Annotated in this window: 18 protein-coding genes; 14 read left to right on the forward strand and 4 right to left on the reverse strand. The window is 74.3% G+C overall.

Annotation, left to right across the window (positions count from 1 at the left end; all coding sequences use genetic code 11):
* Window positions 1–55: 55 nt before the first annotated feature.
* A complete protein-coding gene (locus tag AC07VC_RS08640) occupies window positions 56–1,651 on the reverse strand; it encodes a hypothetical protein (RefSeq protein ID WP_494675779.1) in 1,596 nt (531 codons plus the stop codon).
* Between the two features lie 263 nt (window positions 1,652–1,914).
* Here AC07VC_RS08640 and AC07VC_RS08645 point away from each other — a divergent pair, with 263 nt between their 5' ends.
* Window positions 1,915–2,568 (forward strand): DUF1990 domain-containing protein, encoded by a 654-nt coding sequence (locus AC07VC_RS08645; RefSeq protein ID WP_494675780.1) that lies wholly within the window; start codon window positions 1,915–1,917, stop codon window positions 2,566–2,568.
* 20 nt (window positions 2,569–2,588) lie between these two features.
* Here AC07VC_RS08645 and AC07VC_RS08650 read toward each other — a convergent pair whose 3' ends face one another.
* A complete protein-coding gene (locus tag AC07VC_RS08650; protein ID WP_494675781.1) occupies window positions 2,589–3,290 on the reverse strand; it encodes an HAD family hydrolase in 702 nt (233 codons plus the stop codon).
* Between the two features lie 80 nt (window positions 3,291–3,370).
* Between AC07VC_RS08650 and hemW the strand changes: the two genes are divergently transcribed.
* Window positions 3,371–4,594, forward strand: a complete 1,224-nt coding sequence (gene hemW / locus AC07VC_RS08655) for a radical SAM family heme chaperone HemW (protein ID WP_494675782.1) — start codon at window positions 3,371–3,373, stop codon at window positions 4,592–4,594.
* Window positions 4,595–4,643: 49 nt separating this feature from the next.
* On the opposite strand, the gene AC07VC_RS08660 is transcribed toward hemW, so the two are convergent.
* Together AC07VC_RS08660 and AC07VC_RS08665 are read right to left on the reverse strand one after the other, a co-directional pair.
* Window positions 4,644–5,057, reverse strand: a complete 414-nt coding sequence (locus tag AC07VC_RS08660) for a VOC family protein (protein ID WP_494675783.1) — start codon at window positions 5,055–5,057, stop codon at window positions 4,644–4,646.
* 10 nt (window positions 5,058–5,067) lie between these two features.
* Window positions 5,068–5,463, reverse strand: coding sequence for a DUF4870 domain-containing protein (locus AC07VC_RS08665; protein ID WP_094115774.1), 396 nt, complete (start codon window positions 5,461–5,463; stop codon window positions 5,068–5,070).
* Between the two features lie 186 nt (window positions 5,464–5,649).
* Between AC07VC_RS08665 and hrcA the strand changes: the two genes are divergently transcribed.
* From hrcA to AC07VC_RS08725, 12 genes are all read left to right on the forward strand, one after another.
* The gene (gene hrcA, locus AC07VC_RS08670) at window positions 5,650–6,672 is read left to right on the forward strand and encodes a heat-inducible transcriptional repressor HrcA (RefSeq protein WP_317229870.1); all 1,023 of its coding nucleotides are present in this window, start codon (window positions 5,650–5,652) and stop codon (window positions 6,670–6,672) included.
* A 60-nt stretch (window positions 6,673–6,732) separates the two neighbouring features.
* Entirely contained in the window at window positions 6,733–7,845 is a 1,113-nt protein-coding gene (gene dnaJ / locus AC07VC_RS08675; protein ID WP_494675784.1) for a molecular chaperone DnaJ, read from the forward strand.
* A gap of 2 nt (window positions 7,846–7,847) precedes the next feature.
* Complete coding sequence (locus tag AC07VC_RS08680) at window positions 7,848–8,600, forward strand: 16S rRNA (uracil(1498)-N(3))-methyltransferase (RefSeq protein WP_317229871.1); 753 nt, start codon at window positions 7,848–7,850, stop codon at window positions 8,598–8,600.
* A gap of 28 nt (window positions 8,601–8,628) precedes the next feature.
* The gene (locus AC07VC_RS08685) at window positions 8,629–8,988 is read left to right on the forward strand and encodes a histidine triad nucleotide-binding protein (protein WP_317229872.1); all 360 of its coding nucleotides are present in this window, start codon (window positions 8,629–8,631) and stop codon (window positions 8,986–8,988) included.
* Window positions 8,975–10,027, forward strand: coding sequence for a PhoH family protein (locus AC07VC_RS08690; protein WP_317229873.1), 1,053 nt, complete (start codon window positions 8,975–8,977; stop codon window positions 10,025–10,027). Before AC07VC_RS08685 ends, AC07VC_RS08690 begins: the two co-directional genes overlap by 14 nt.
* A complete protein-coding gene (ybeY, locus tag AC07VC_RS08695; RefSeq protein WP_494675785.1) occupies window positions 10,024–10,485 on the forward strand; it encodes an rRNA maturation RNase YbeY in 462 nt (153 codons plus the stop codon). The genes AC07VC_RS08690 and ybeY overlap by 4 nt, the downstream gene beginning before the upstream one ends.
* Before the next feature lie 11 nt (window positions 10,486–10,496).
* Entirely contained in the window at window positions 10,497–11,819 is a 1,323-nt protein-coding gene (locus AC07VC_RS08700) for a hemolysin family protein (RefSeq protein WP_494675786.1), read from the forward strand.
* The gene (gene era, locus AC07VC_RS08705) at window positions 11,812–12,849 is read left to right on the forward strand and encodes a GTPase Era (protein WP_494675787.1); all 1,038 of its coding nucleotides are present in this window, start codon (window positions 11,812–11,814) and stop codon (window positions 12,847–12,849) included. The genes AC07VC_RS08700 and era overlap by 8 nt, the downstream gene beginning before the upstream one ends.
* Before the next feature lie 131 nt (window positions 12,850–12,980).
* Window positions 12,981–14,480, forward strand: a complete 1,500-nt coding sequence (locus AC07VC_RS08710) for a sensor histidine kinase (RefSeq protein WP_494675788.1) — start codon at window positions 12,981–12,983, stop codon at window positions 14,478–14,480.
* A 41-nt stretch (window positions 14,481–14,521) separates the two neighbouring features.
* Window positions 14,522–15,202 (forward strand): response regulator, encoded by a 681-nt coding sequence (locus AC07VC_RS08715; RefSeq protein ID WP_317230554.1) that lies wholly within the window; start codon window positions 14,522–14,524, stop codon window positions 15,200–15,202.
* Between the two features lie 80 nt (window positions 15,203–15,282).
* On the forward strand, window positions 15,283–16,674 hold the full coding sequence (locus AC07VC_RS08720; RefSeq protein WP_494675789.1) for an alpha/beta hydrolase: 1,392 nt from the start codon (window positions 15,283–15,285) through the stop codon (window positions 16,672–16,674).
* Window positions 16,671–19,232: a bifunctional lysylphosphatidylglycerol flippase/synthetase MprF gene (locus tag AC07VC_RS08725; RefSeq protein ID WP_494675790.1), complete on the forward strand. Its 2,562-nt coding sequence runs from the start codon at window positions 16,671–16,673 to the stop codon at window positions 19,230–19,232. The genes AC07VC_RS08720 and AC07VC_RS08725 overlap by 4 nt, the downstream gene beginning before the upstream one ends.
* Window positions 19,233–19,298: the final 66 nt, after the last annotated feature.

Raw genomic sequence — 19,298 nt, forward strand, 5'->3', positions numbered from 1 at the left:
CCCCTGGCCGGGGGGGGGGGGGGCCGCGTCGTGTCCGGTCACCCGAGCGGGGCGCTCACCTGACCCATGCGGAGCCGGGACCCCGACCGCGGCGACGGATCGCGGGGAGCACGAGGAGTGCGATCCCCGCCGCGAGGAGGGATCCCGTGAGCGCGAGGAGCGGCAGCGGGTCGGCGCCGGTCGTCGGCAGCGCGGTGCGGTGCGCCGCGGTGACGACGGTCCCGCCGCTCACCTGGAACGCGACGGTCGGGGACGCGGCGGAGCGGAGGTACCGCTCGCTGCGCTCGTACGGCAGGAGGTGCGAGCCCACGGCGGAGACGGTCCAGCGCCCCGAGGGGATGTCCGCAGCTACGGACCAGGTGCCGTCCGCGCGCACGTCGGCGGTCAGCTCCCGGGTGGCCGTCCCACGGGTGAGCGTGAGGAGGACCGCCGAACCGGCGGTCCCGATCCCGGCGAGCTGGACCTCCCCCTCGACCCGTGCGTCGGTCGTCGGCCGCGTGATCACCGGAGCCGGCGGCACGATCGTGAGGACGGGCTGCTCCGCGCTGACCGGCCCGATCCCCGACTGGCCCTGCTCCACGAGGACCACCCAGATGCCGATGGGCGCCTCCGCCGTGACGCTCCACGTCCCGTCCATGGCGACCACGGTCTCGGCGAGGGGGAAGATGCCGGAGTCACTGGGGTAGTCGCGGTCGCCCTCGGCGTAGAGGAGCACCGTGATGCCGGTCGAGGGCTCGCCCCTGCCGGTGAACGTCGTCGGGCCTTCGAGCTGGCTGTCGCCGTCCCCGGGGGTGAGGAGGGTCGGGCGGACGGCCTGGGCGGCCCGGGTGACCGTGACGGGGATCGCCCGGGCCGGTGCCGAGTGGATGTACCGCTCCTCCCGCTCGTAGGGCAGCGGGTGCGACGCGATGGCCGTCACCTCGTACGCGCCAGCCGCGACGACGACCTCCGTCGACCATGAGCCGTCGGCCCCGACCGGGACGGTCGCCGTGATCGGCTCGTCGTCCCCGGCGATCGAGACCACGGTACGCGTTCCCGCGGCCCCGGTCCCCGCCACGTGAAGCCGCCCCTCGACACGCGCGTCGGCTGAGGGGGCGGTGATGCGGGGTGCGGCCGGGAAGATCGTGAAGGCTGCGTTCCCGCTCGTGGACGCCGCCTGCTCGCCGAGTGACTGGTCCGCCTTGTACGCCCAGAACCCGACGGGGAGGGTCTCGATCGTGCTCCAGCGTCCGTCGGCGCCGACCAGCGCCGAGTAGTGCAGGAAGTCCGCGGCATCGCCTGCGACGTCGCGGAGTCCCGCCGCGAACACCGAGACGTCGACGGTCGCCCCGGGGAGGCCCGTGCCGGAGAAGGTGGTCGCGCCCTCGACCTGCTCGTCGCCCTCGGCCGGGGTCAGCACGACGGGCGCGGGCACGGCGATGTCCGCGACGCTCGGCGTCGGGGCGGCGGCGGGCCCCTCGGCGACGACCGGCTCGACGGGAGTCGCCTCGGGGACGGCTGCCTCGAGGAACGGGGCCGGGACGTCGGCTGTCGTGGCATCGGGAGCGCCGGCGGCGTGCGCGGGCATGCCGCCGGCGACCAGGGCGAGGGACAGTGCCGCCACGGCGGCGGCGGACAGCAGGGGGCGGGTGGGACGGGCGGGCGGGCGCATGGCTTCCTCGGAGTCGGAGGCGGAGTACCGACGGAGCGGGGGACGGCGGAGGGGCCGTCCCGTGCATCGGATTGGGCTCACCGTATCGGTGCAGGAAGGCCCGCGAATGGGATCCTGATCACGGATTCATCACGCGCCGGAATGTCATCCGCGGGGCGCCGCCGAGGGATGAGGAACCGGATCCGGACGGAGGATGACAGAGCGGCAGCGCGCGTGCTAGGAGACCGCGGGCCGCTCGCAGGACCACGCCGTAGTCTGATGCCATGCGCCGCAGCACCTACACCGCGACCGCCGTCACGTACGGCTCCGTCGGCGGCACCCAGGCCGCCGACCTGATGACCTACCCGCCCGAGGGCTACCGTCCCGCCGCGGCGAGCGCGCGGCTCGGCAGCGGCGACGAGCGCTTCGAGCAGGCCGTCGCCCTCCTCATGACGTGGGGCGTGCAGCGTGGAGCCGGGATCGACGTCACGCGCATCGAGCAGGAGGTCCCGGACGACCCGGGCTACGCCGGGCTCGAGTTCGACGCCGAGGGCGCCCCCCAGGTGCCCGTCGACCGCCCGCGGGAGACGCTGTACGGCGACGACGGCACCGCCTGGATCACGTCGGGCACGTCCGCGGTCCTGCGCATGCCCTTCGGGCCGTTCCACCCCGAGGCGCCCGTCCGCGTCGTCTACACCGTGCAGGAGACCGACCGCGTCGGCTTCGCGTACGGCACCGTGCACGGCCATCCCTTCAGCGGGGAGGAGGCGTTCCTCGTCTCCCGCGAGCCCGACGGCAGCGTCTGGCTCACCCTCCGCGTCTTCTCCCGGCCGGCCACGTGGCCGCTGCGGCTCGTGAGTCCCGTCCTGCGCGTCCTGCAGGGCGTCTTCATGCGCCGCTACCTGCGCGCGCTGCACCCGGCGGTCGCCTCCGCCTGACCCACGGCGGCTCGCGCGCGTCAGCTCGCCGCGAGCCCGTCCAGGTACGCCATGACGTCGTCGTGGCCGACCGCGAGGTCCGGGACCACGAGCGCGGCGTGGGCGTCCGGCAGGCGGAGCGCCTCCACGCCGTACGCGCCGGTGGCGACGGCGACGAAGGGGAAGCCCGCGACCTCGGCGGCCACGCCGTCGGCGGGGGTGTCGCCGATGATCACGACGCGCCCGCCCGCGAGCGCCTCCGCCGCGCGGCGGGTGAGGTCGCTGCGGATCCGCGCCTCGTGGCCGAAGAACGACGCATCCCAGTCGAAGAGGTCGACGTCCAGGCCCGCCCCGTCGAGCTTGTACCGCGCCCGCAGCGGCGAGTTGCCGGTCAGGAGCGCGTTGGTCCAGCCGCGCGCAGCGACGTCGGCGACGAGGCGCGGCACGCCGACCGGCACCTCGCGTCGGCCCGGGCCGTAGTGCTCGACGCGCGACATCTCCTCGAGGTGCCCGCGCACCGCCGGGTGCAGGGTCTCGGGCAGCCCGTAGACCGCGAGGGTCTCCCAGATGATCTGCCCGTCCGTCTTGCCGTGCGCGTGCACGGTGCGGTCCTCGAGGGTCTCGCCGGCCGCCCGCTCGATGGCGCGGTGGTACATGCTCCCGGAGCGCGGGCTGTTGAGGAGCAGGGTGCCGTCGACGTCCCAGAGGACGTGCAGCGGCCGGGGAGCGGGGGCGTCGGTCATGCCCCCATCCTGCCGGAGCGGCGGCGCCCGACCGGACGGCCGCGGACCGGGGCGGGCCCGGGCCGGGGGATGATGGACGGATGCCGTCCGCCCTGCCCCTCGCCGATCCCGCCCCCGCCGACGGGCTCCTGCCCGCCTCCGCGGCCGACAGCGCGGACGCGCGCGCCTTCGGCGTGTACCTGCACGTCCCCTTCTGCCGCGTGCGCTGCGGCTACTGCGACTTCAACACGTACACCGCACCCGAGCTCCGCGGCGTGAAGCAGTCCGACTACGCGTCGCAGGCCGTGCAGGAGGTGCGCTTCGCCGGATCCGCGCTCCGGGAGTCCGGCGTCCCCGCGCGTCGCGCCTCCACCGTGTTCCTCGGCGGCGGCACGCCGACGCTCCTGCCCGTCGACGACCTCGTCCGCATGCTCGACGCGGTGCGGGAGACCTGGGGCCTCGCCGACGGCGCCGAGGTCACCACCGAGGCGAACCCCGACAGCGTCGACGACGCCTACCTCGCCGCCCTCGCGGCGGGCGGGTTCACGCGCGTGTCCTTCGGCATGCAGTCGGCCGTGCCGCGCGTGCTGGCGACGCTCGAGCGCACCCACGACCCCGCCCGCATCGCGCCGGTGGTGCGCGGTGCCCGAGCCGCCGGCCTCGAGGTGAGCCTCGACCTCATCTACGGGACGCCGGGGGAGACCCTCGACGACTGGCGCGCCTCGCTCGAGCAGGCGATCGCCCAGGAGCCCGACCACCTCTCCGCCTACGCGCTCATCGTCGAGCCGGGCACGAAGCTCGCCCGCCAGATCCGGCGCGGCGAGGTGCCGGAGCCCGACGAGGACCTGCAGGCGGACATGTACGAGCTCGCCGACCGGATGCTCGGCGAGGCCGGGTACGAGTGGTACGAGGTCAGCAACTGGGCCCGCGATGGCCGCCGCAGCCGGCACAACCTGGCCTACTGGCAGGGGCACGACTGGTGGGGCGTCGGCCCGGGCGCGCACAGCCACGTCGGCGGCGTGCGCTGGTGGAACGTGAAGCACCCGGCCGCGTACGCGGACCGCGTGCTCGCGGGCGCCTCGCCGGGCGCCGGCCGCGAGTCGCTCGACGACGCGACGCGCGAGGTGGAGCGCGTCCTCCTCGGCGCCCGCATCCGGGACGGGCTCGCGATCCCCACGCTCACCGCCGAGGGCCGTCGTCAGGTCGCGGGACTCATCGCCGACGGGCTCGTGGACCCCCGTGCCGCGCTCGCGGGCACGCTGGTCCTGACCCTGCCGGGGCGCCTGCTGGCCGACGCCGTCGTGCGGCGGCTCCTCGAGGACTGAGCGGGCGGCGCGCCGGTCCCACGGCCGGTCCGCCGTCCGTCGGCTCGGCTCAGAGGACGACCGCGCCGACCTCGTCGCCGGACTCGCGCTCCAGGTCGCTCCGCTCCACGCAGAACTCGTTGCCCTCGGGGTCGGCGAGCACCACCCAGCCGCTGCCGTCGGCGTTCCGGCGGTCGGCGACGAGCGCGGCGCCGAGCGCGATCACGCGCTCGACCTCCTCGTCGCGCGTCCGGTCGTCGGGCGCGAGGTCCAGGTGCACGCGGTTCTTGGCGGTCTTCGGCGCGTCGGAGCGCTGCAGGATGATGCCGAGGCCCGAGACGGCGTCGCCGAGCCAGGCCGCGTCCTCGCCGGGTCGGTTGGGCTCGTCGGGGTCCTCCGCGAAGCCGGTCACGCCGGCCCAGAACAGGGAGAGCGCGTGCGGGTCGCGGCAGTCGATGGCGACGTGCCGGATCCTCGCGCTCATCGGCGACCGCCTACTTGATCCACCGGATGTTGAGCGGGTAGCGGTACGGACGGCCGCTCTGGACGCGGACGCCGCCGATGATCGCGAAGACGATGTTGACGACGACCACCGCGAAGATCACGAGGCCCAGCAGCACGCTGATGAGGATGCCGAGGATCGGGATGACCACGAAGATCGCCTGGAGGACGTTGAGGATGACGAGCGCGCCGACCACGTTGATGGTCCAGTTGGTCGCCTCCTTGCCCTCCTGGTCGGTGAAGCGGCCGCGCTCGCGGAACACGAGCCACACGATGAAGGACGGCACGACGAGGATCGCGAGGAAGTGCGTGAGCGACGCCCACAGCCGGTCCTCGCTCGGGGTGAGCGGGGCGGGAGCGCCGTAGGGGTGCGGGTCGGGTGCGGTCATCGCCGGGTGCCTCTCGGTGCGCGCGTCCGCCGGACGGCCGGCGGATCGCGGTGGATCGTGGATGGGCCGGGCAGGACCTGGCCTCCTCACGGTACCGCCGTCGACGCGCGACCGGCAATGCCGGGCACGCGGATCCAGGCGGTACGATTGGCAGTCAGAACCGACGAGTGCCAGGAGGGAGCCGCCATGGTCTCGGAACGCGGGCTCGACGTCCTCCGGGTGATCGTGCAGGACTACGTGTCCTCGCGCGAGCCCGTGGGCTCCAAGTCCATCGTGGAGCGCCATGCCTTCGGCGTCTCGGCCGCCACCATCCGCAACGACATGGCACTCCTCGAGGAGGAGGAGCTGATCGCGGCGCCGCACACGTCGTCGGGCCGTGTCCCCACCGACAAGGGCTACCGCCTCTTCGTCGACCAGCTCGCGGACGTGCGTCCGCTCACGCCGGCGCAGCGGCAGGCGATCCACGTCTTCCTCGGCCAGTCCGTCGACCTCGACGACGTGCTCGCGCGCACCGTGCGCCTCCTCGCGCAGCTCACCAACCAGGTCGCGCTCGTGCAGTACCCGTCGCTCGCCACCAGCCACGTCAAGCACGTCGAGCTCGTGGCGCTCTCCGCGACCCGCGTGCTCACGGTGCTCATCACGGACACCGGCCGCGTCGAGCAGCGCGTCGTCGAGCTCGCGGGCGACCCGGACGACGCCTTCCTCGCGGTGATGCGCACGCGCATCAACCAGGCCGTGGGCGGCCTCGGGCTCGCGGAGGCGGCGACGCGGCTGGAGACGCTCTCCGACGAGGTGGAGCCCGACCAGCGCGCGGCCGCGTCGGTCCTCGCCGGCACCCTCGTGGAGCAGGTGCTCGCCAACCGGCAGGAGCGGCTGCTGCTCGCCGGGTCCGCGAACCTGGCCCGCACCGAGCGGGACTTCCCCGGCAGCATCTCGCCCGTCCTCGAGGCCATCGAGGAGCAGGTGGTGCTGCTGCGCCTGCTCGGCGAGATGGAGGCCGACCAGCACGGCGTCTCCGTGAGCATCGGCCGCGAGAACGCGCCGTTCGGCCTCGGCGAGACCAGCGTGCTCACCAGCGGCTACAGCTCCTCCGGCGGCGTTCTCGCGCGCCTCGGCGTGCTGGGGCCGACCCGCATGGACTACTCCACCAACATGGCGTCGGTGCGCGCGGTCGCGCGCTACCTCTCGCGCCTGCTCGAGGAGCGGTGACGTCCGCACGCCGGCGCACCGCCCCTGTTCCCCACGACCATCACCACCGAAGGGCCCCACGTGGCTGACCACTACGAAGTACTCGGCGTGAGCCGCGAGGCGACGCCAGAGGAGATCAAGAAGGCGTACCGCAAGCAGGCGCGCCAGCTCCACCCGGACGTCAACGACGCCCCCGACGCGGCCGAGCGCTTCAAGCTCGTCACGCACGCCTACGACGTGCTGTCGGATCCGCAGCAGCGCCAGCAGTACGACCTCGGCCCGCAGGCCGGCTTCGGCGGCGGCGGCCAGGGCTTCGGCGGCTTCGGGGACATCTTCGAGACCTTCTTCGGCGGCCAGCAGGGCGGCGGCGGACGGGGTCCGCGCTCCCGGCAGGAGCGGGGCCAGGACGCGCTGCTGCGCGTGGAGGTCGAGCTCGACGAGGTCATCTTCGGCGTGCACCGCGACCTCGAGGTCGACACGGCCGTGGTCTGCGACACCTGCCAGGGCTCGTGCGCGCAGCCCGGCACGAGCGCCGTCACGTGCGACATCTGCCGCGGGTCGGGCAGCATCCAGCGCCAGGTGCGGTCCCTCCTCGGCAACGTCATGACGTCGAGCCCCTGCGGCACCTGCCGGGGCTACGGCACCGTCATCTCGCACCCGTGCCCCACCTGCCAGGGACAGGGCCGCGTCCGCGCGCGCCGCACCGTGCCGGTGGACATCCCGGCCGGCGTCGACACCGGCCTCCGCCTGCAGATGCCGGGCTCCGGCGAGGTCGGCCCGGCGGGCGGCCCGAACGGCGACCTCTACCTCGAGATCAAGGTCAAGCACCACGAGGTGTTCAGCCGCAACGGCGACGACCTCCTCGCCACGGTCGAGGTGAGCATGGTCGACGCCATCCTCGGCAGCGACGCGCACATCGAGGCGCTCGACGGCGCCGTGGACCTCGAGCTGCGACCCGGCATCCAGAGCGCGGAGATCATCACGGTCCGCGGCCGCGGGGTCACGAAGCTCCGCGGCTCCGGGCGCGGCGACCTGAAGATCGGCATCCAGGTGGTCACGCCCCAGAAGCTCGACCACAAGGAGCGCGACCTCATCCAGCAGTTCGCGAAGCGCAACAAGGCGCCCGCGCCGCACCTCGCGCACTTCCAGCAGGGCCTCTTCCAGAAGCTCCGCGACCGCTTCCTCAACGTCTGACCGTGGCGCACTTCTACCTGGCCGACGACATCGGCGCGTCGGACCTCGCGGTCGGCCGCCTCATCGTGCTCGCCGGCCAGGAGGCCCGGCACGCCGTGACCGTGAGCCGCGTCCGCGCCGGCGAGGGCATCCTCGTCGGGGACGGCCGCGGCACCATCGCCGCCGGCACCGTCGCGGCGGTGGAGCCGCAGCGCCTCGAGCTCCGGGTGGACTCGGTCGAGGTGCACCCGGAGCCGACCCCGCGCGTCGTGCTCGTGCAGGCGCTCGCCAAGGGCGACCGTGACGAGCTCGCCGTCCAGGCGGCGACCGAGCTCGGCGTGGACGCGGTCATCCCATGGCAGGCGCAGCGCTCCGTCTCCCGGTGGGAGGGCGCGAAGGTCGCCAAGGGCCGGGACCGATGGCGCGCCATCGTCCGCGAGGCGGTCAAGCAGTCCATCCGACCGCGCGTGCCCGAGGTGGAGCCGCTCGCGACGACGGGGGACCTCGTGCGGAGGGCCGCGACCGCCCGCGTGCTCGTGCTCGACCCGACGGCGGGAGCCCGGCTGTCCGGGCTCGACCTGACGACGGCCGACGGCGGCGCCCCGACCGACGTGCTCCTCGTGGTGGGGCCCGAGGGCGGCATCAGCCCGGCCGAGGTCGAGGCGCTCCGGGCCGCCGGGGCGATGCCCGTCGCACTCGGCTCCGGCATCCTGCGCACCTCCACGGCCGGTCCGGCGGCGCTCGCGCTCGTCAACGCCGCCCTCGGTCGCTGGTGACGCCGCGGGTCGCGCGTAGGCTGGGCGCATGACCACAGCCCCCGAGCCCACCGTCTTCGAGCGCATCGCCGCGCGCGAGATCCCGGCCGAGATCGTCGCGGAGACCGACCGCGTGATCGCCTTCGAGGACATCGCGCCGAAGGCCCCCGTGCACGTCCTCGTCGTGCCCAAGTCGGGCGCCTACCGCGACGTCGTGGAGCTCGCCGCGGGCGACCCGGGGCTCCTCGCGGAGGTCGTCGAGGTCGCGTCGCGCGTCGCGGCCGAGCGCGTCGGCGGGCAGTTCCGGCTCGTGTTCAACACGGGCGCCGACGCGGGGCAGACCGTCTTCCACGTGCACGCGCACGTGATGGGCGGCTTCGGCGGCTCGGAGGACCATGTCGGGCTCTGACCCGCGGGGCGGCGCGTCCGCGGACGCGGAGGACCGCGTCGAGCAGACGGCGACGATGGACGGCGTGCTCATGGTGCGCCTCCTCGGGCCGCAGGACCGGCTGCTCCGGCAGATCGAGCGCGAGCACCCGGACGTCGACGTCCGGGTCCGCGGGAACGAGATCACGCTCGTCGGCACCCGGGCGGGCGTGGCGTCCGCCCGCCGGCTCATCGACGAGGTCGTGGCGATGGTGGAGGACGGACAGCACGTGGAACCCCAGGAGATCGAGACGAGCGCCCGACGGCTCGGCGAGGACGACGCGCGGACCCTGTCCGACGTGCTGAGCGAGGCCATCGTGCAGTCGCGCGGCCGCACCGTCCGGCCCAAGACGCAGGGACAGAAGCAGTACGTGCAGGCGATCGACGAGAACACGATCGTGTTCGGCATCGGCCCCGCCGGCACCGGCAAGACCTACCTCGCGATGGCCAAGGCCGTCCAGGCGCTGCAGCGCAAGGAGGTCGAGCGGATCATCCTCACGCGTCCCGCCGTGGAGGCCGGCGAGCGCCTGGGCTACCTGCCGGGTTCCCTCACCGACAAGATCGACCCGTACCTCCGGCCCCTGTTCGACGCGCTCAACGAGATGATGGACCCCGAGCTCGTGCCGAAGCTCATGGCGTCCAACACCATCGAGGTCGCGCCGCTCGCGTACATGCGCGGGCGCACCCTCAACAACGCGTTCGTCGTGCTCGACGAGGCGCAGAACACCACGCCCGAGCAGATGAAGATGTTCCTCACCCGCCTCGGCTTCGGCTCGAAGATGGTGGTCACGGGCGACATCACGCAGGTCGACCTGCCGACGGGCTCCAGCGGCCTGCAGCTCGTGACGCGCGTGCTCGACGGGATGGACGACATCCACTTCTCCCGCCTCACGAGCGACGACGTCGTGCGGCACACCCTGGTCGGCCGCATCGTGGACGCGTACACGCGCTACGACGCGGAGCGCCAGGCCGCCGACCACCTGCGCGCCGAGCGCCGCACCGCCCCTGGGAGCACCCGATGAGCATCGAGATCAACAACGAGTCGGCGATCGAGGTGGACGAGCGGACCATCCAGCGCCTCGCCACGTACGCGCTCGACACCCTGCACGTGCACCCCGACGCGGAGCTCGCCATCGTGATGGTGGACGAGGGCGCGATGGAGCAGCTGCACGTCCAGTGGATGGACGAGCCGGGCCCCACCGACGTGCTGAGCTTCCCCATGGACGAGCTGCGTCCGGGCACCGAGGACCGACCGACGCCCGCCGGGCTCCTCGGCGACATCGTCGTGTGCCCGCAGGTCGCCGCCGAGCAGGCCGTGACCGCCGGTCACTCGACGCTCGAGGAGATCCTGCTGCTCACCGCGCACGGCATCCTCCACCTGCTCGGCTTCGACCACGCCGAGCCCGACGAGGAGCGCGAGATGTTCGGGCTCCAGCGCGACATCCTGATCGGGTTCGCCATGAGCGAGCGCGGTCGCTGACCCGACCGCCGATGCTCGCCCTCCTCCTCCCCGCCTTCCTCCTCGTCGTCCTCGGCGGGCTGTTCGCCGCCGCCGAGTCCGCCATCTCCTCGCTGTCCCGCGCCGACATCCAGGAGCTCGCGCTCACCTCCCGGGCCCGGCGGTCGATGCTGGCCATCTCGACGGACACGGGCGCCTACGTCAACTCGCTCAGCTTCGTCCGCATCGTCGCCGAGACGAGCGCCGCGGTCCTCGTCACGCTGGCGCTCGCGTACACGATCTCCGAGTGGTGGATCACGCTGCTCGTGGCCGCCGCCATCATGACGGCCGTCTCCTTCGTGCTCGTGGGCGCGAGCCCGCGCTCGGTCGGCCGGGTGCACGCGCGTCCGCTGCTCGCCGCGACCGCGCTCCTCGTGCGCGGGATCCGGGTCTCCATCGGCCCGGTCGCGGACGCCCTCGTGGCGCTCGGCAACCGGGTCACGCCGGGCCGCCCGAAGACGGTCGCGACCTTCACGAGCGAGGAGCAGCTGCTCAGCATGGTCGACGAGGCCACGGAGCTCGAGGTGCTCGAGGAGGACGACCGCGAGCTCATCCACTCGATCTTCGAGTTCAACGACACGGTGGTGCGCGAGGTCATGATCCCGCGCACCGACATGGTCGTCGTCGAGCAGACCGTCCACGTGGGCAGCGCGCTCGGCCTCTTCCTGTCCCGCGGCATCTCGCGGGCGCCTGTGACGGGCCGCGACTCGGACGAGATCGAGGGCGTGCTGTACCTCCGCGACCTCGCGCGGATGGTCCACGAGAGGCCCCAGGAGGCGGAGCGCACCACCGTCGACCAGCTGGCGCGGCCCGCGGTGTTCGTCCCCGAGTCGCAGAAGGCGGACGCGCTGCTCCGCCAGATGCAGCTGGAGTCCAACCACCTCGCGATGGTGGTGGACGAGTACGGCGGCATCGCCGGGCTCGTGACGCTCGAGGACCTCATCGAGGAGCTGGTGGGCGACATCAGCGACGAGTACGACCGCGACGTGCCCGAGTACGAGGACCTGGGGGACGGCGTGTACCGTGTGAGCGCCCGGCTCCCCATCGACGAGCTGGGCGACCTGTTCGGGCTGGAGCTCGACGACGACGACGTGGACAGCGCCGGGGGGCTCCTCGCGAAGACGCTCGGGCGCCTGCCGGAGCGCGGGTCCGTGGTGCACGTCGGCGGGCTGGTCCTCACGGCCGACCGGGTCGAGGGACGCCGCACGCGCATCAGCACGATCCTCGTCGAGCGCGACCGCGCGGCCGACGCATCCGACGACCACGAGGCGGCCCCCGCGGGCGCCGCCGCCAGCAGAGGACACGACCATGACTGATCCCCGCGACGACGACCCGGCCGGCTCCGTGCCCGCCGAGGACACGGTGCCCGCCGAGCCGGCGCCCCTGTCCGACGAGGCGTGGGGGATCGACCGCGACGCCGAGCCCGCCCGAACGAGGCGGAAGCCCCGCGGCGGCGCCCCCGCCTACCGCGCCGGGTTCGTCTCGTTCGTCGGCCGCCCGAACGTCGGCAAGTCGACGCTCACCAACGCGCTCGTGGGCGAGAAGGTGGCCATCACGAGCTCCAAGCCGCAGACCACGCGGAAGGCCATCCGCGGGATCGTGCACCGGCCCGACGGGCAGCTCATCCTCGTGGACACGCCCGGCATCCACCGCCCGCGCACGCTGCTCGGCGAGCGGCTGAACGCGCTCGTGCAGACGACGCTGGGCGACGTCGACGTCATCGGGCTGTGCATCCCCGCCGACGAGCGGATCGGCCCGGGCGACCGCTTCATCAACGAGCAGCTCGACGAGTACCCCCGGGCGCGCAAGGTCGCCATCGTCACCAAGACCGACTCCGCGTCGCGCCACGCCGTCGCGGAGCAGCTGCTCGCCGTGCAGGAGCTGCGCGAGTGGGACGCGATCGTCCCCGTGTCGGCCGTCGAGGCGATCCAGCTGGACGCGCTCGTGGGCGAGCTCCTGAAGGCGCTCCCCGTCTCCGAGCAGCTCTACCCGTCCGACGCGGTCACCGAGGAGGGGCTCGAGGCCCGCATCTCCGAGCTCATCCGCGAGGCCGCGCTCGAGGGCGTGCAGGACGAGCTGCCGCACTCGCTCGCCGTCACGATCGACGACATGATCGAGCGGGAGGACAAGGAGCTCCTCGAGATCTACGCGAACCTCTTCGTCGAGCGCGACAGCCAGAAGGGCATCGTCATCGGCGCCCAGGGCTCGCGGCTGAAGCACGTCGGCCAGGTGGCGCGTGCGCAGATCGAGCCGCTCGTCGGGAAGCGCGTGTTCCTCTCGCTGCGGGTCAAGATCGCGAAGGACTGGCAGCGCGACGCGAAGCTGCTCGGCCGACTCGGCTTCTGAGCCGCCGGGCGGGCACGGTCGGCCCGGGCGACGCGGCGGGCGTACATCCCGCGGATGAGATGGGAGCGCCTCCGCGGGGATCCTCGGCCCGCGGAGGCCTGGCGCGCCCGCCCGGCACGTACGGTGGTCGCATGCTCCGACGGATCCCCAGGTACCAGCTCGTCCTGGACGTCGCGCTCGCGGCGGCGTTCGTGGCCCTGCTCGCACCCGGTTCCGTCGGCGTCACCGCCGCCAGCGCCCTCGGCGTCTTCGCGTTCGCGACCTCCGAGGTCTCGCTCGTCCTCGTGCTCGTCATGGGGGCGGCGCTGGCGCTCCGCCGCGTCTCGCCCGGGGCGTCGCTCGCGGTCGCCTGGGCGGGCGCCGTCATCCAGATGGGCGCGGGCGCCGGCGTGGAGCCCGGCGACCTCGCCATCGCGGGCGTCGTCTACTGCACGGCGGCGTACGGCGGCCGGGTCGTGCGTGCGCTGGGCCTCACCTCGGCCATCGTCGGCGGCGTCGTCGCGGCGTCCTACCTCTCGTACGCCGCGGGTCGCGTGCCCGTCGGCAGCGCCGCCCTCGGGACGGGGGAGTGGACGGCGTTCGCCACGCTGTGGCTGTTCCTGCTGCTGTGCGCGTGGAGCGTCCTCCTCGCCTCCTGGACGGCCGGCCGTCTCGTCGTCGCGTCCCGGGCCTCGCACGCGAGCCGGGACGCGCAGGCCGCCGCCGAGCGCGACCAGGCCCGCGCGCTCCACGACGTCGTGGTGGAGCAGGAGCGCAACCGCATCGCCCGCGACATGCACGACGTCGTCGCCCACTCGCTCGCCGTCGTGATCGCGCAGGCGGACGGCGCCCGGTACGCGCGGCAGGTGGATCCGGAGGCCGCCGACCAGGCGCTCCGCACCATCTCCACCACCGCCCGCCAGGCGCTCGGCGACGTGCGGATCCTCCTGGCGCAGCTGCGCCACAGCGAGGACGACACCCCGCAGCCCGAGCTCAAGGAGCTCAGCGACCTCATCGACCAGATGCGCTCCACCGGCCTCACGATCGGGTTCGTCGAGACCGGCCGCCCGGGCGAGTTCGGCACGGGCCAGCAGCTGGCCGTGTACCGGATCGTGCAGGAGGCGCTGACCAACGTGCTGCGCCACGGCGACGTCGGCCACCCCGTGGAGGTCGAGCTCGCGTGGGCACCCGACGGCGTCTCGGTCGCGGTCCGCAGCCGTACGCTCCCGGACCCCGTGCGCCCCGCGCGCACGACCACCGGCATCATCGCCCTGCCCGTCCTGCCGCCCGCGCCGGTCACGCCCGCGCCGCCCGTGGGGCACGGCCTCGCCGGCATGCGCGAGCGCGCGACGCTCTCCGGCGGCCGCTTCTCGGCGGGCGTGCGCGAGGGCGTGTGGACCGTCTCCGCGTGGATCCCGTTCGCGCCCGCCACCCGCCCCGTGCCCCGCGTGCCCGTCCCCGGCGCGTCCGTCGGCACGGGCGCCGACGCCCCCGGCCGGCCCCTCACGCTCGACGAGCTCTTCCCGCCGGAGGCGGCCGCCGCAGGCACCGCCACGCCCGGGGTGCCCGTCAGCCCGCATCGCACCGCCGCCGCCCGCGGGGCCGCCTCCGCGGCACGCCGAGCGCGTGACGACCGGCCCGCCGGATCCTGACCCTCCCACCCGCACCGCCGATCGAAGGACCCTTCCCGCCCATGCCCCCCATCCGCGTCGCCCTGGTCGACGACCAGGCCCTGTTCCGCACGGGCGTCCGCATGCTCATCTCCTCGCAGCCCGACCTCGAGTTCGCCGGCGAGGCGGCCAACGGCCAGGAGGCGGTGGAGCTCGCGCGCGCCGAGCGGCCGGATGTGATCCTCATGGACATCCGCATGCCCGTGATGGACGGCATCCAGGCGACGGCGGAGGTGCTCCGTGCCGCCGACGCGCGCGGCGACCGCCCGCCCCGCGTGCTCGTGCTGACCACCTTCGACCTCGACGAGAGCGCCGCGCGGGCCATCCGCGCCGGGGCCAGCGGGTTCGTGCTCAAGGACGCCGACCCCGAGTTCCTGCTGGCAGCGATCCGCACCGTGCACGCCGGCAACTCGGTCATCGCCGCCTCGGCGACCCGCCAGCTGCTCGAGCACTTCGACCCGGGCTCCGCGCCCCGCGTCGCGCCGCCCGCGTTCGCCGCGCTCACCTCCCGGGAGCGGGAGATCTTCGTCCTCGCCGCGCGCGGGCTGAGCAACGCCGAGATCGCCCAGGCCGAGTTCCTCAGCGAGGCGACGGTCAAGACGCACGTCAGCCGCATCCTCGCCAAGCTCAGCCTGCGGGACCGCGTGCAGCTCGTGGTCTTCGCCTTCGAGCACCGGCTCACGGGCACGCAGCCGCAGGGCTAGCCGCACGGCGGACGCGCGGCGTTCCCCGGGGGGTCGTGGGCTAAGTTCGAACGCCTTCGCTCCCGCACCAGAGGACCCCCGTGCTCCACGATCTCGCCGACCTGCCGCTCATCTCCCCGGCCACCGTCACCGTGGCGGCGCTCGCGCCGGTCCTCCTCCTCGTGCTCCTCGCCCTCGTCGCGATGCGGGCCCGCCGGCTGCGCGGGGCACGGCCGGCCGATCCGCGGCGCGCCCTCGCCGAGACCGCCCTCGCCGCGGGACTCGGGGCGCTCGCCGGCCTCGCGCTCGCCTTCGTCCTCGGGGACGTCCTCGACCTCTTCGACGTGGTGCTCTCCACGGGCACCCGGGGGTGGACCGCGCTCGGCGGCATGGGGCTGGGGCTCGCCGTGATCGCCCTCGCCCGCGGCCGACGCAGCGTCACGGGGGTCGGGGGCACGCGACCGGCGTCCCGCTCCCTGCGCGCGCTGCACACGGCGCTCGGCGTCCTGCTCGTCCCGCTGGTGGTCCTCGCCGCGGCCGTGGGCATCAACGCCGACATCGAGCAGTACCCCAACGTGGCCGCCGCGTTCGGCCTGACGCGCGTGCTGCCGCTCGACCTCGCGGCCCTGCCCAGCCCGGGCGGCGCCGCCCCGGCTGCGGACGGACCGATCGAGGACGCCTGGACGGCGGCGGGCACGCTGCCGGCGCGCGGTCGCCTGGGGTTGACGACGATCCCCGCCACGCGGTCGGGCTTCGCCGCGCGCGACGCGCTCGTGTACCTGCCGCCCGCCGCACTCGTGGACGACGCTCCCGCCCTGCCCGTCGTGATCGCCATGTCCGGCCAGCCGGGATCCCCGATCGACCTCTTCGCCTCCGGCCGGCTCGACCGGATCATGGACGCCTACGCCGCGGTGCACCACGGCCTCGCGCCCATCGTGGTGGTGCCGGACCAGCTCGGCGCCCCCGACCAGAACCCCATGTGCGTCGACTCGCCGCTCGGGGACTCCGCCACCTACCTCACGGTGGACGTGCCGGAGTGGATCCGGACGCACCTGCGCGTGCTGCCCGACCGGAGCGCGTGGTCGATCATGGGCTTCTCGCAGGGCGGCACGTGCTCGACCCAGCTCGGCTCCGCGCATCCCGAGCTGTTCGGCTCGATCGTGGACGTGTCGGGGGAGACGGCCCCGACCATCGGCGACGACACCGTCGCGGTCGCGTTCGGGGGGTCGGAGGCGCAGTACGCGGCGGCGGCGCCCGCGGCGATCATGGCGTCCCGGGCCCCGTACTCCGACATGGCCGGCTACTTCTGCGTCGGCGAGGACGACGAGCAGTACCGCCCCCAGGTGGAGCAGGTCGAGGCCGCGGCGCGCGCGGCGGGCATGACCACGCGCCTCACCACGTCGCCGGGGACCGCGCACGACTGGGGCACCGTGCAGTGGTGCGCCCAGGACGCGCTGCCCGAGCTCGGCCAGCGGCTCGGGATCGCCCGATGAGCGCGCGTCGCGGCGGACCCACGGTGACCGGCGCCGCCCGGGCGCTCGGCTCGCGGCTGCTCGCGCAGCCCGTCGCGCTCGCGCTGGCCGGCGTCGTGCTGGCCCTCGCGGTGCTGCCCGCGGTGTCCGACGACTGGCGGCGGACGGTGCACCACCAGCTCGCCACCGGCTACGTCCCCGTCGTCGAGCGGGGCCACTGGTGGACCACGGCGACCGCCGCCTTCCTCACCGACGGCCCCGTCGAGCTGGTCGTCTCGCTCGTCGCGATCCTCGTGCTCGTGGGCGTCGCCGAGCGGCTCATGGGCGCGTGGCGGACCCTCCTCGGCTTCGTCCTCACGGGCACCGTGGGCTCGCTCCTCGGCATCGCCGTGCAGGCTCTGGGCCTCGTCGACGGCGAGCTCTGGTCCCACGGCGTCCGCGGCATCGCCACGGCGGATCCCCTCACCGCGGTCGCGGGCGTCCTCGCCCTCTCGAGCGCGTGGGCCGGCGTCCTCTGGCGTCGGCGGATCCGCGTGGTGCTCGTCGTCGTCGTGCTCGTCTTCCTGCTCTACTCGGGGCAGCCGTCGGACCTCTACCGCCTCCTCGCCATCCTCGTCGGCGGGGTCCTCGGGGCGGTCGTGCACCGTCCGGCGGGCGGCGCGCTCTGGCAGCGCAGCTCGCACCATGAGGTGCGCGTCATGCTCGCCGCCGTCGTGGCGATCCTCGGCACCGGCCCGGTCATCGCGCTCCTGTCGCGCAGCCGCTACGGCCCGCTCGCGCCCATCGCGCTGCTGTTCGTCGACGACCGCGATCCCGGCGACGCGATCTCCACCCGGTGCCTCTCGAGCGACTTCACGCACGACTGCCTGCAGGAGATCATGCTGGCGCGCATCGGCGGGGGCATCGGCCCCGTCCTGCTGTCGGTGGCGCCGCTGCTCGCCCTCCTCGTGGCGGCCTACGGGCTCGCGCGGGGCCGCCGCTTCGCGGTGTGGCTCGCCGTGAGCGTCAACCTGCTCCTCGCGGTCCTCGCGGCCTACGCGTTCGGGATGCTCGTGCACCGCGACATGGTGTCGCCGCGGCTGTCGGCCTCGCCCTCCGCGCACCCCGAGGCGGTGGCCGCGCTCGTCGCGTCCGTCCTGCTGCCGCTGGGGAGCGCGATCGTGCTGGTGCTCCTCCGGCGGCACTTCACGATCCTGTCCACGGCCCCCGCCATCCGCCGCTTCCTCGTGACGACGGGGGCGGCCCTCGCCGGGCTCATGGCGCTCTTCGTGGCCGTCGGGCTGGCGCTCTCGGACGGCTTCACGCGCACGGTCGACCTCCGGGACCTCCTGGCCGAGGCCCCCGACCGCTTCATCCCGGCGTCGTTCCTCCGGGGCGAGTCGCTCGACTTCCTGCCGACCGACCCCCTCACCGACCTCGTCTACCGCGGCGTCGGGCCGGCGTTCTGGGTCATCCTCGTCGTCGCCGGCCTCCGCGCCATCGCGGACGTGCGGATCGCGTCGGTCCCGCGGGCGCAGGCGCTCGTGCGCCCGGCGCTCCGCCGGGGAGCCGTCGGGTCGCTGTCCCACATGGCGACCTGGCCGGGCAACTCGTACTGGATCGCCGCGGACGGCCGGACGGTGGTCGCGTACCGCGTGGTCGGCAGCGTGGCGATCACCACGGCCGCGCCGCTCGGGCCGCCCGACGACGACGCCGCGCTCCGCGACGTGCTCGGCCAGTTCGCGCGCTTCGCCGACGACAACGGCTGGACGCCCGTGTTCTACAGCGTGCCCGCGTCGATGTCGCCGCTGTTCCGCGACATGGGCTGGGAGACCCTCGTCGTGGCGGAGGAGACGGTGGTGCGCCCGGGCACGTGGCAGACCACGGGCAAGAGGTGGCAGGACGTGCGCACGTCCATCAACCGCGCCGACCGGGCGGGGATCCGGGCCGAGTGGACCACGTGGGCGGAGCTGCCGATCGCCTGGGCGAGCCAGATCGAGCAGATGTCCGAGGAGTGGGTGGCCGAGAAGGAGCTGCCCGAGATGGGCTTCACCCTGGGCGGCGTGGAGGAGCTGCGGGATCCCGCCGTCCGGCTCATGCTCGCCGTCGACGCCGACGACCGCGTGCAGGCCGCCACGAGCTGGCTGCCCACCTGGCGCGACGACGTCGTGGTCGGCTGGACCCTGGACTTCATGCGCCGCCGGCCGGACGGGATCAACGGCGTGATGGAGTTCCTCATCGCGCGCTCGGCCGTCCGGATGAAGGAGGACGGCATCGAGTTCATGAGCCTCTCCGCGGCGCCGCTCGCGCAGACCCGCGCGACCGCGCCGCGGGGCGGCACGGCCGCCGAGGAGGGCGGGGAGCGGCAGGAGGGCGCGGTCGAGCGGATCCTGGAGTTCCTCGCCGACTCGCTCGAGCCCGTGTACGGCTTCCGCTCGCTGCTGGAGTTCAAGCGCAAGTTCCAGCCGGAGCTCGTGCCGCTGATCATGGCCTACCCGGACGCGACGCTCCTGCCCGCGGTGGGCCTCGCGCTGACCCGCGCGTACCTGCCGTCCACGTCCGTCCGCGACCTCACGCGCGTGCTCCGCTCGGCGCGCTGAGCCGGGCCGATGCGGCCGGCCGCCCGGGCGCGGGGCCGGCCGCGGTCCCGGTGCGGCCGTCCGGCG

The sequence above is a fragment of the Clavibacter sp. GW821-FHT01D01 genome, assembly GCF_059422605.1.

Bases quoted from the DNA above. Each gene is read 5' to 3' on its own strand.
- AC07VC_RS08640 (WP_494675779.1), bottom strand. From the start codon at position 1,651: ATGCGCCCGCCCGCCCGTCCCACCCGCCCCCTGCTGTCCGCCGCCGCC.
- AC07VC_RS08715 (WP_317230554.1), top strand. From the start codon at position 14,522: ATGCCCCCCATCCGCGTCGCCCTGGTCGACGACCAGGCCCTGTTCCGC.
- AC07VC_RS08710 (WP_494675788.1), top strand. From the start codon at position 12,981: ATGCTCCGACGGATCCCCAGGTACCAGCTCGTCCTGGACGTCGCGCTC.
- era (WP_494675787.1), top strand. From the start codon at position 11,812: ATGACTGATCCCCGCGACGACGACCCGGCCGGCTCCGTGCCCGCCGAG.
- AC07VC_RS08690 (WP_317229873.1), top strand. From the start codon at position 8,975: ATGTCGGGCTCTGACCCGCGGGGCGGCGCGTCCGCGGACGCGGAGGAC.
- AC07VC_RS08665 (WP_094115774.1), bottom strand. From the start codon at position 5,463: ATGACCGCACCCGACCCGCACCCCTACGGCGCTCCCGCCCCGCTCACC.
- hemW (WP_494675782.1), top strand. From the start codon at position 3,371: ATGCCGTCCGCCCTGCCCCTCGCCGATCCCGCCCCCGCCGACGGGCTC.
- AC07VC_RS08700 (WP_494675786.1), top strand. From the start codon at position 10,497: ATGCTCGCCCTCCTCCTCCCCGCCTTCCTCCTCGTCGTCCTCGGCGGG.
- AC07VC_RS08660 (WP_494675783.1), bottom strand. From the start codon at position 5,057: ATGAGCGCGAGGATCCGGCACGTCGCCATCGACTGCCGCGACCCGCAC.
- ybeY (WP_494675785.1), top strand. From the start codon at position 10,024: ATGAGCATCGAGATCAACAACGAGTCGGCGATCGAGGTGGACGAGCGG.
- AC07VC_RS08645 (WP_494675780.1), top strand. From the start codon at position 1,915: ATGCGCCGCAGCACCTACACCGCGACCGCCGTCACGTACGGCTCCGTC.
- AC07VC_RS08725 (WP_494675790.1), top strand. From the start codon at position 16,671: ATGAGCGCGCGTCGCGGCGGACCCACGGTGACCGGCGCCGCCCGGGCG.
- AC07VC_RS08650 (WP_494675781.1), bottom strand. From the start codon at position 3,290: ATGACCGACGCCCCCGCTCCCCGGCCGCTGCACGTCCTCTGGGACGTC.
- AC07VC_RS08685 (WP_317229872.1), top strand. From the start codon at position 8,629: ATGACCACAGCCCCCGAGCCCACCGTCTTCGAGCGCATCGCCGCGCGC.
- hrcA (WP_317229870.1), top strand. From the start codon at position 5,650: ATGGTCTCGGAACGCGGGCTCGACGTCCTCCGGGTGATCGTGCAGGAC.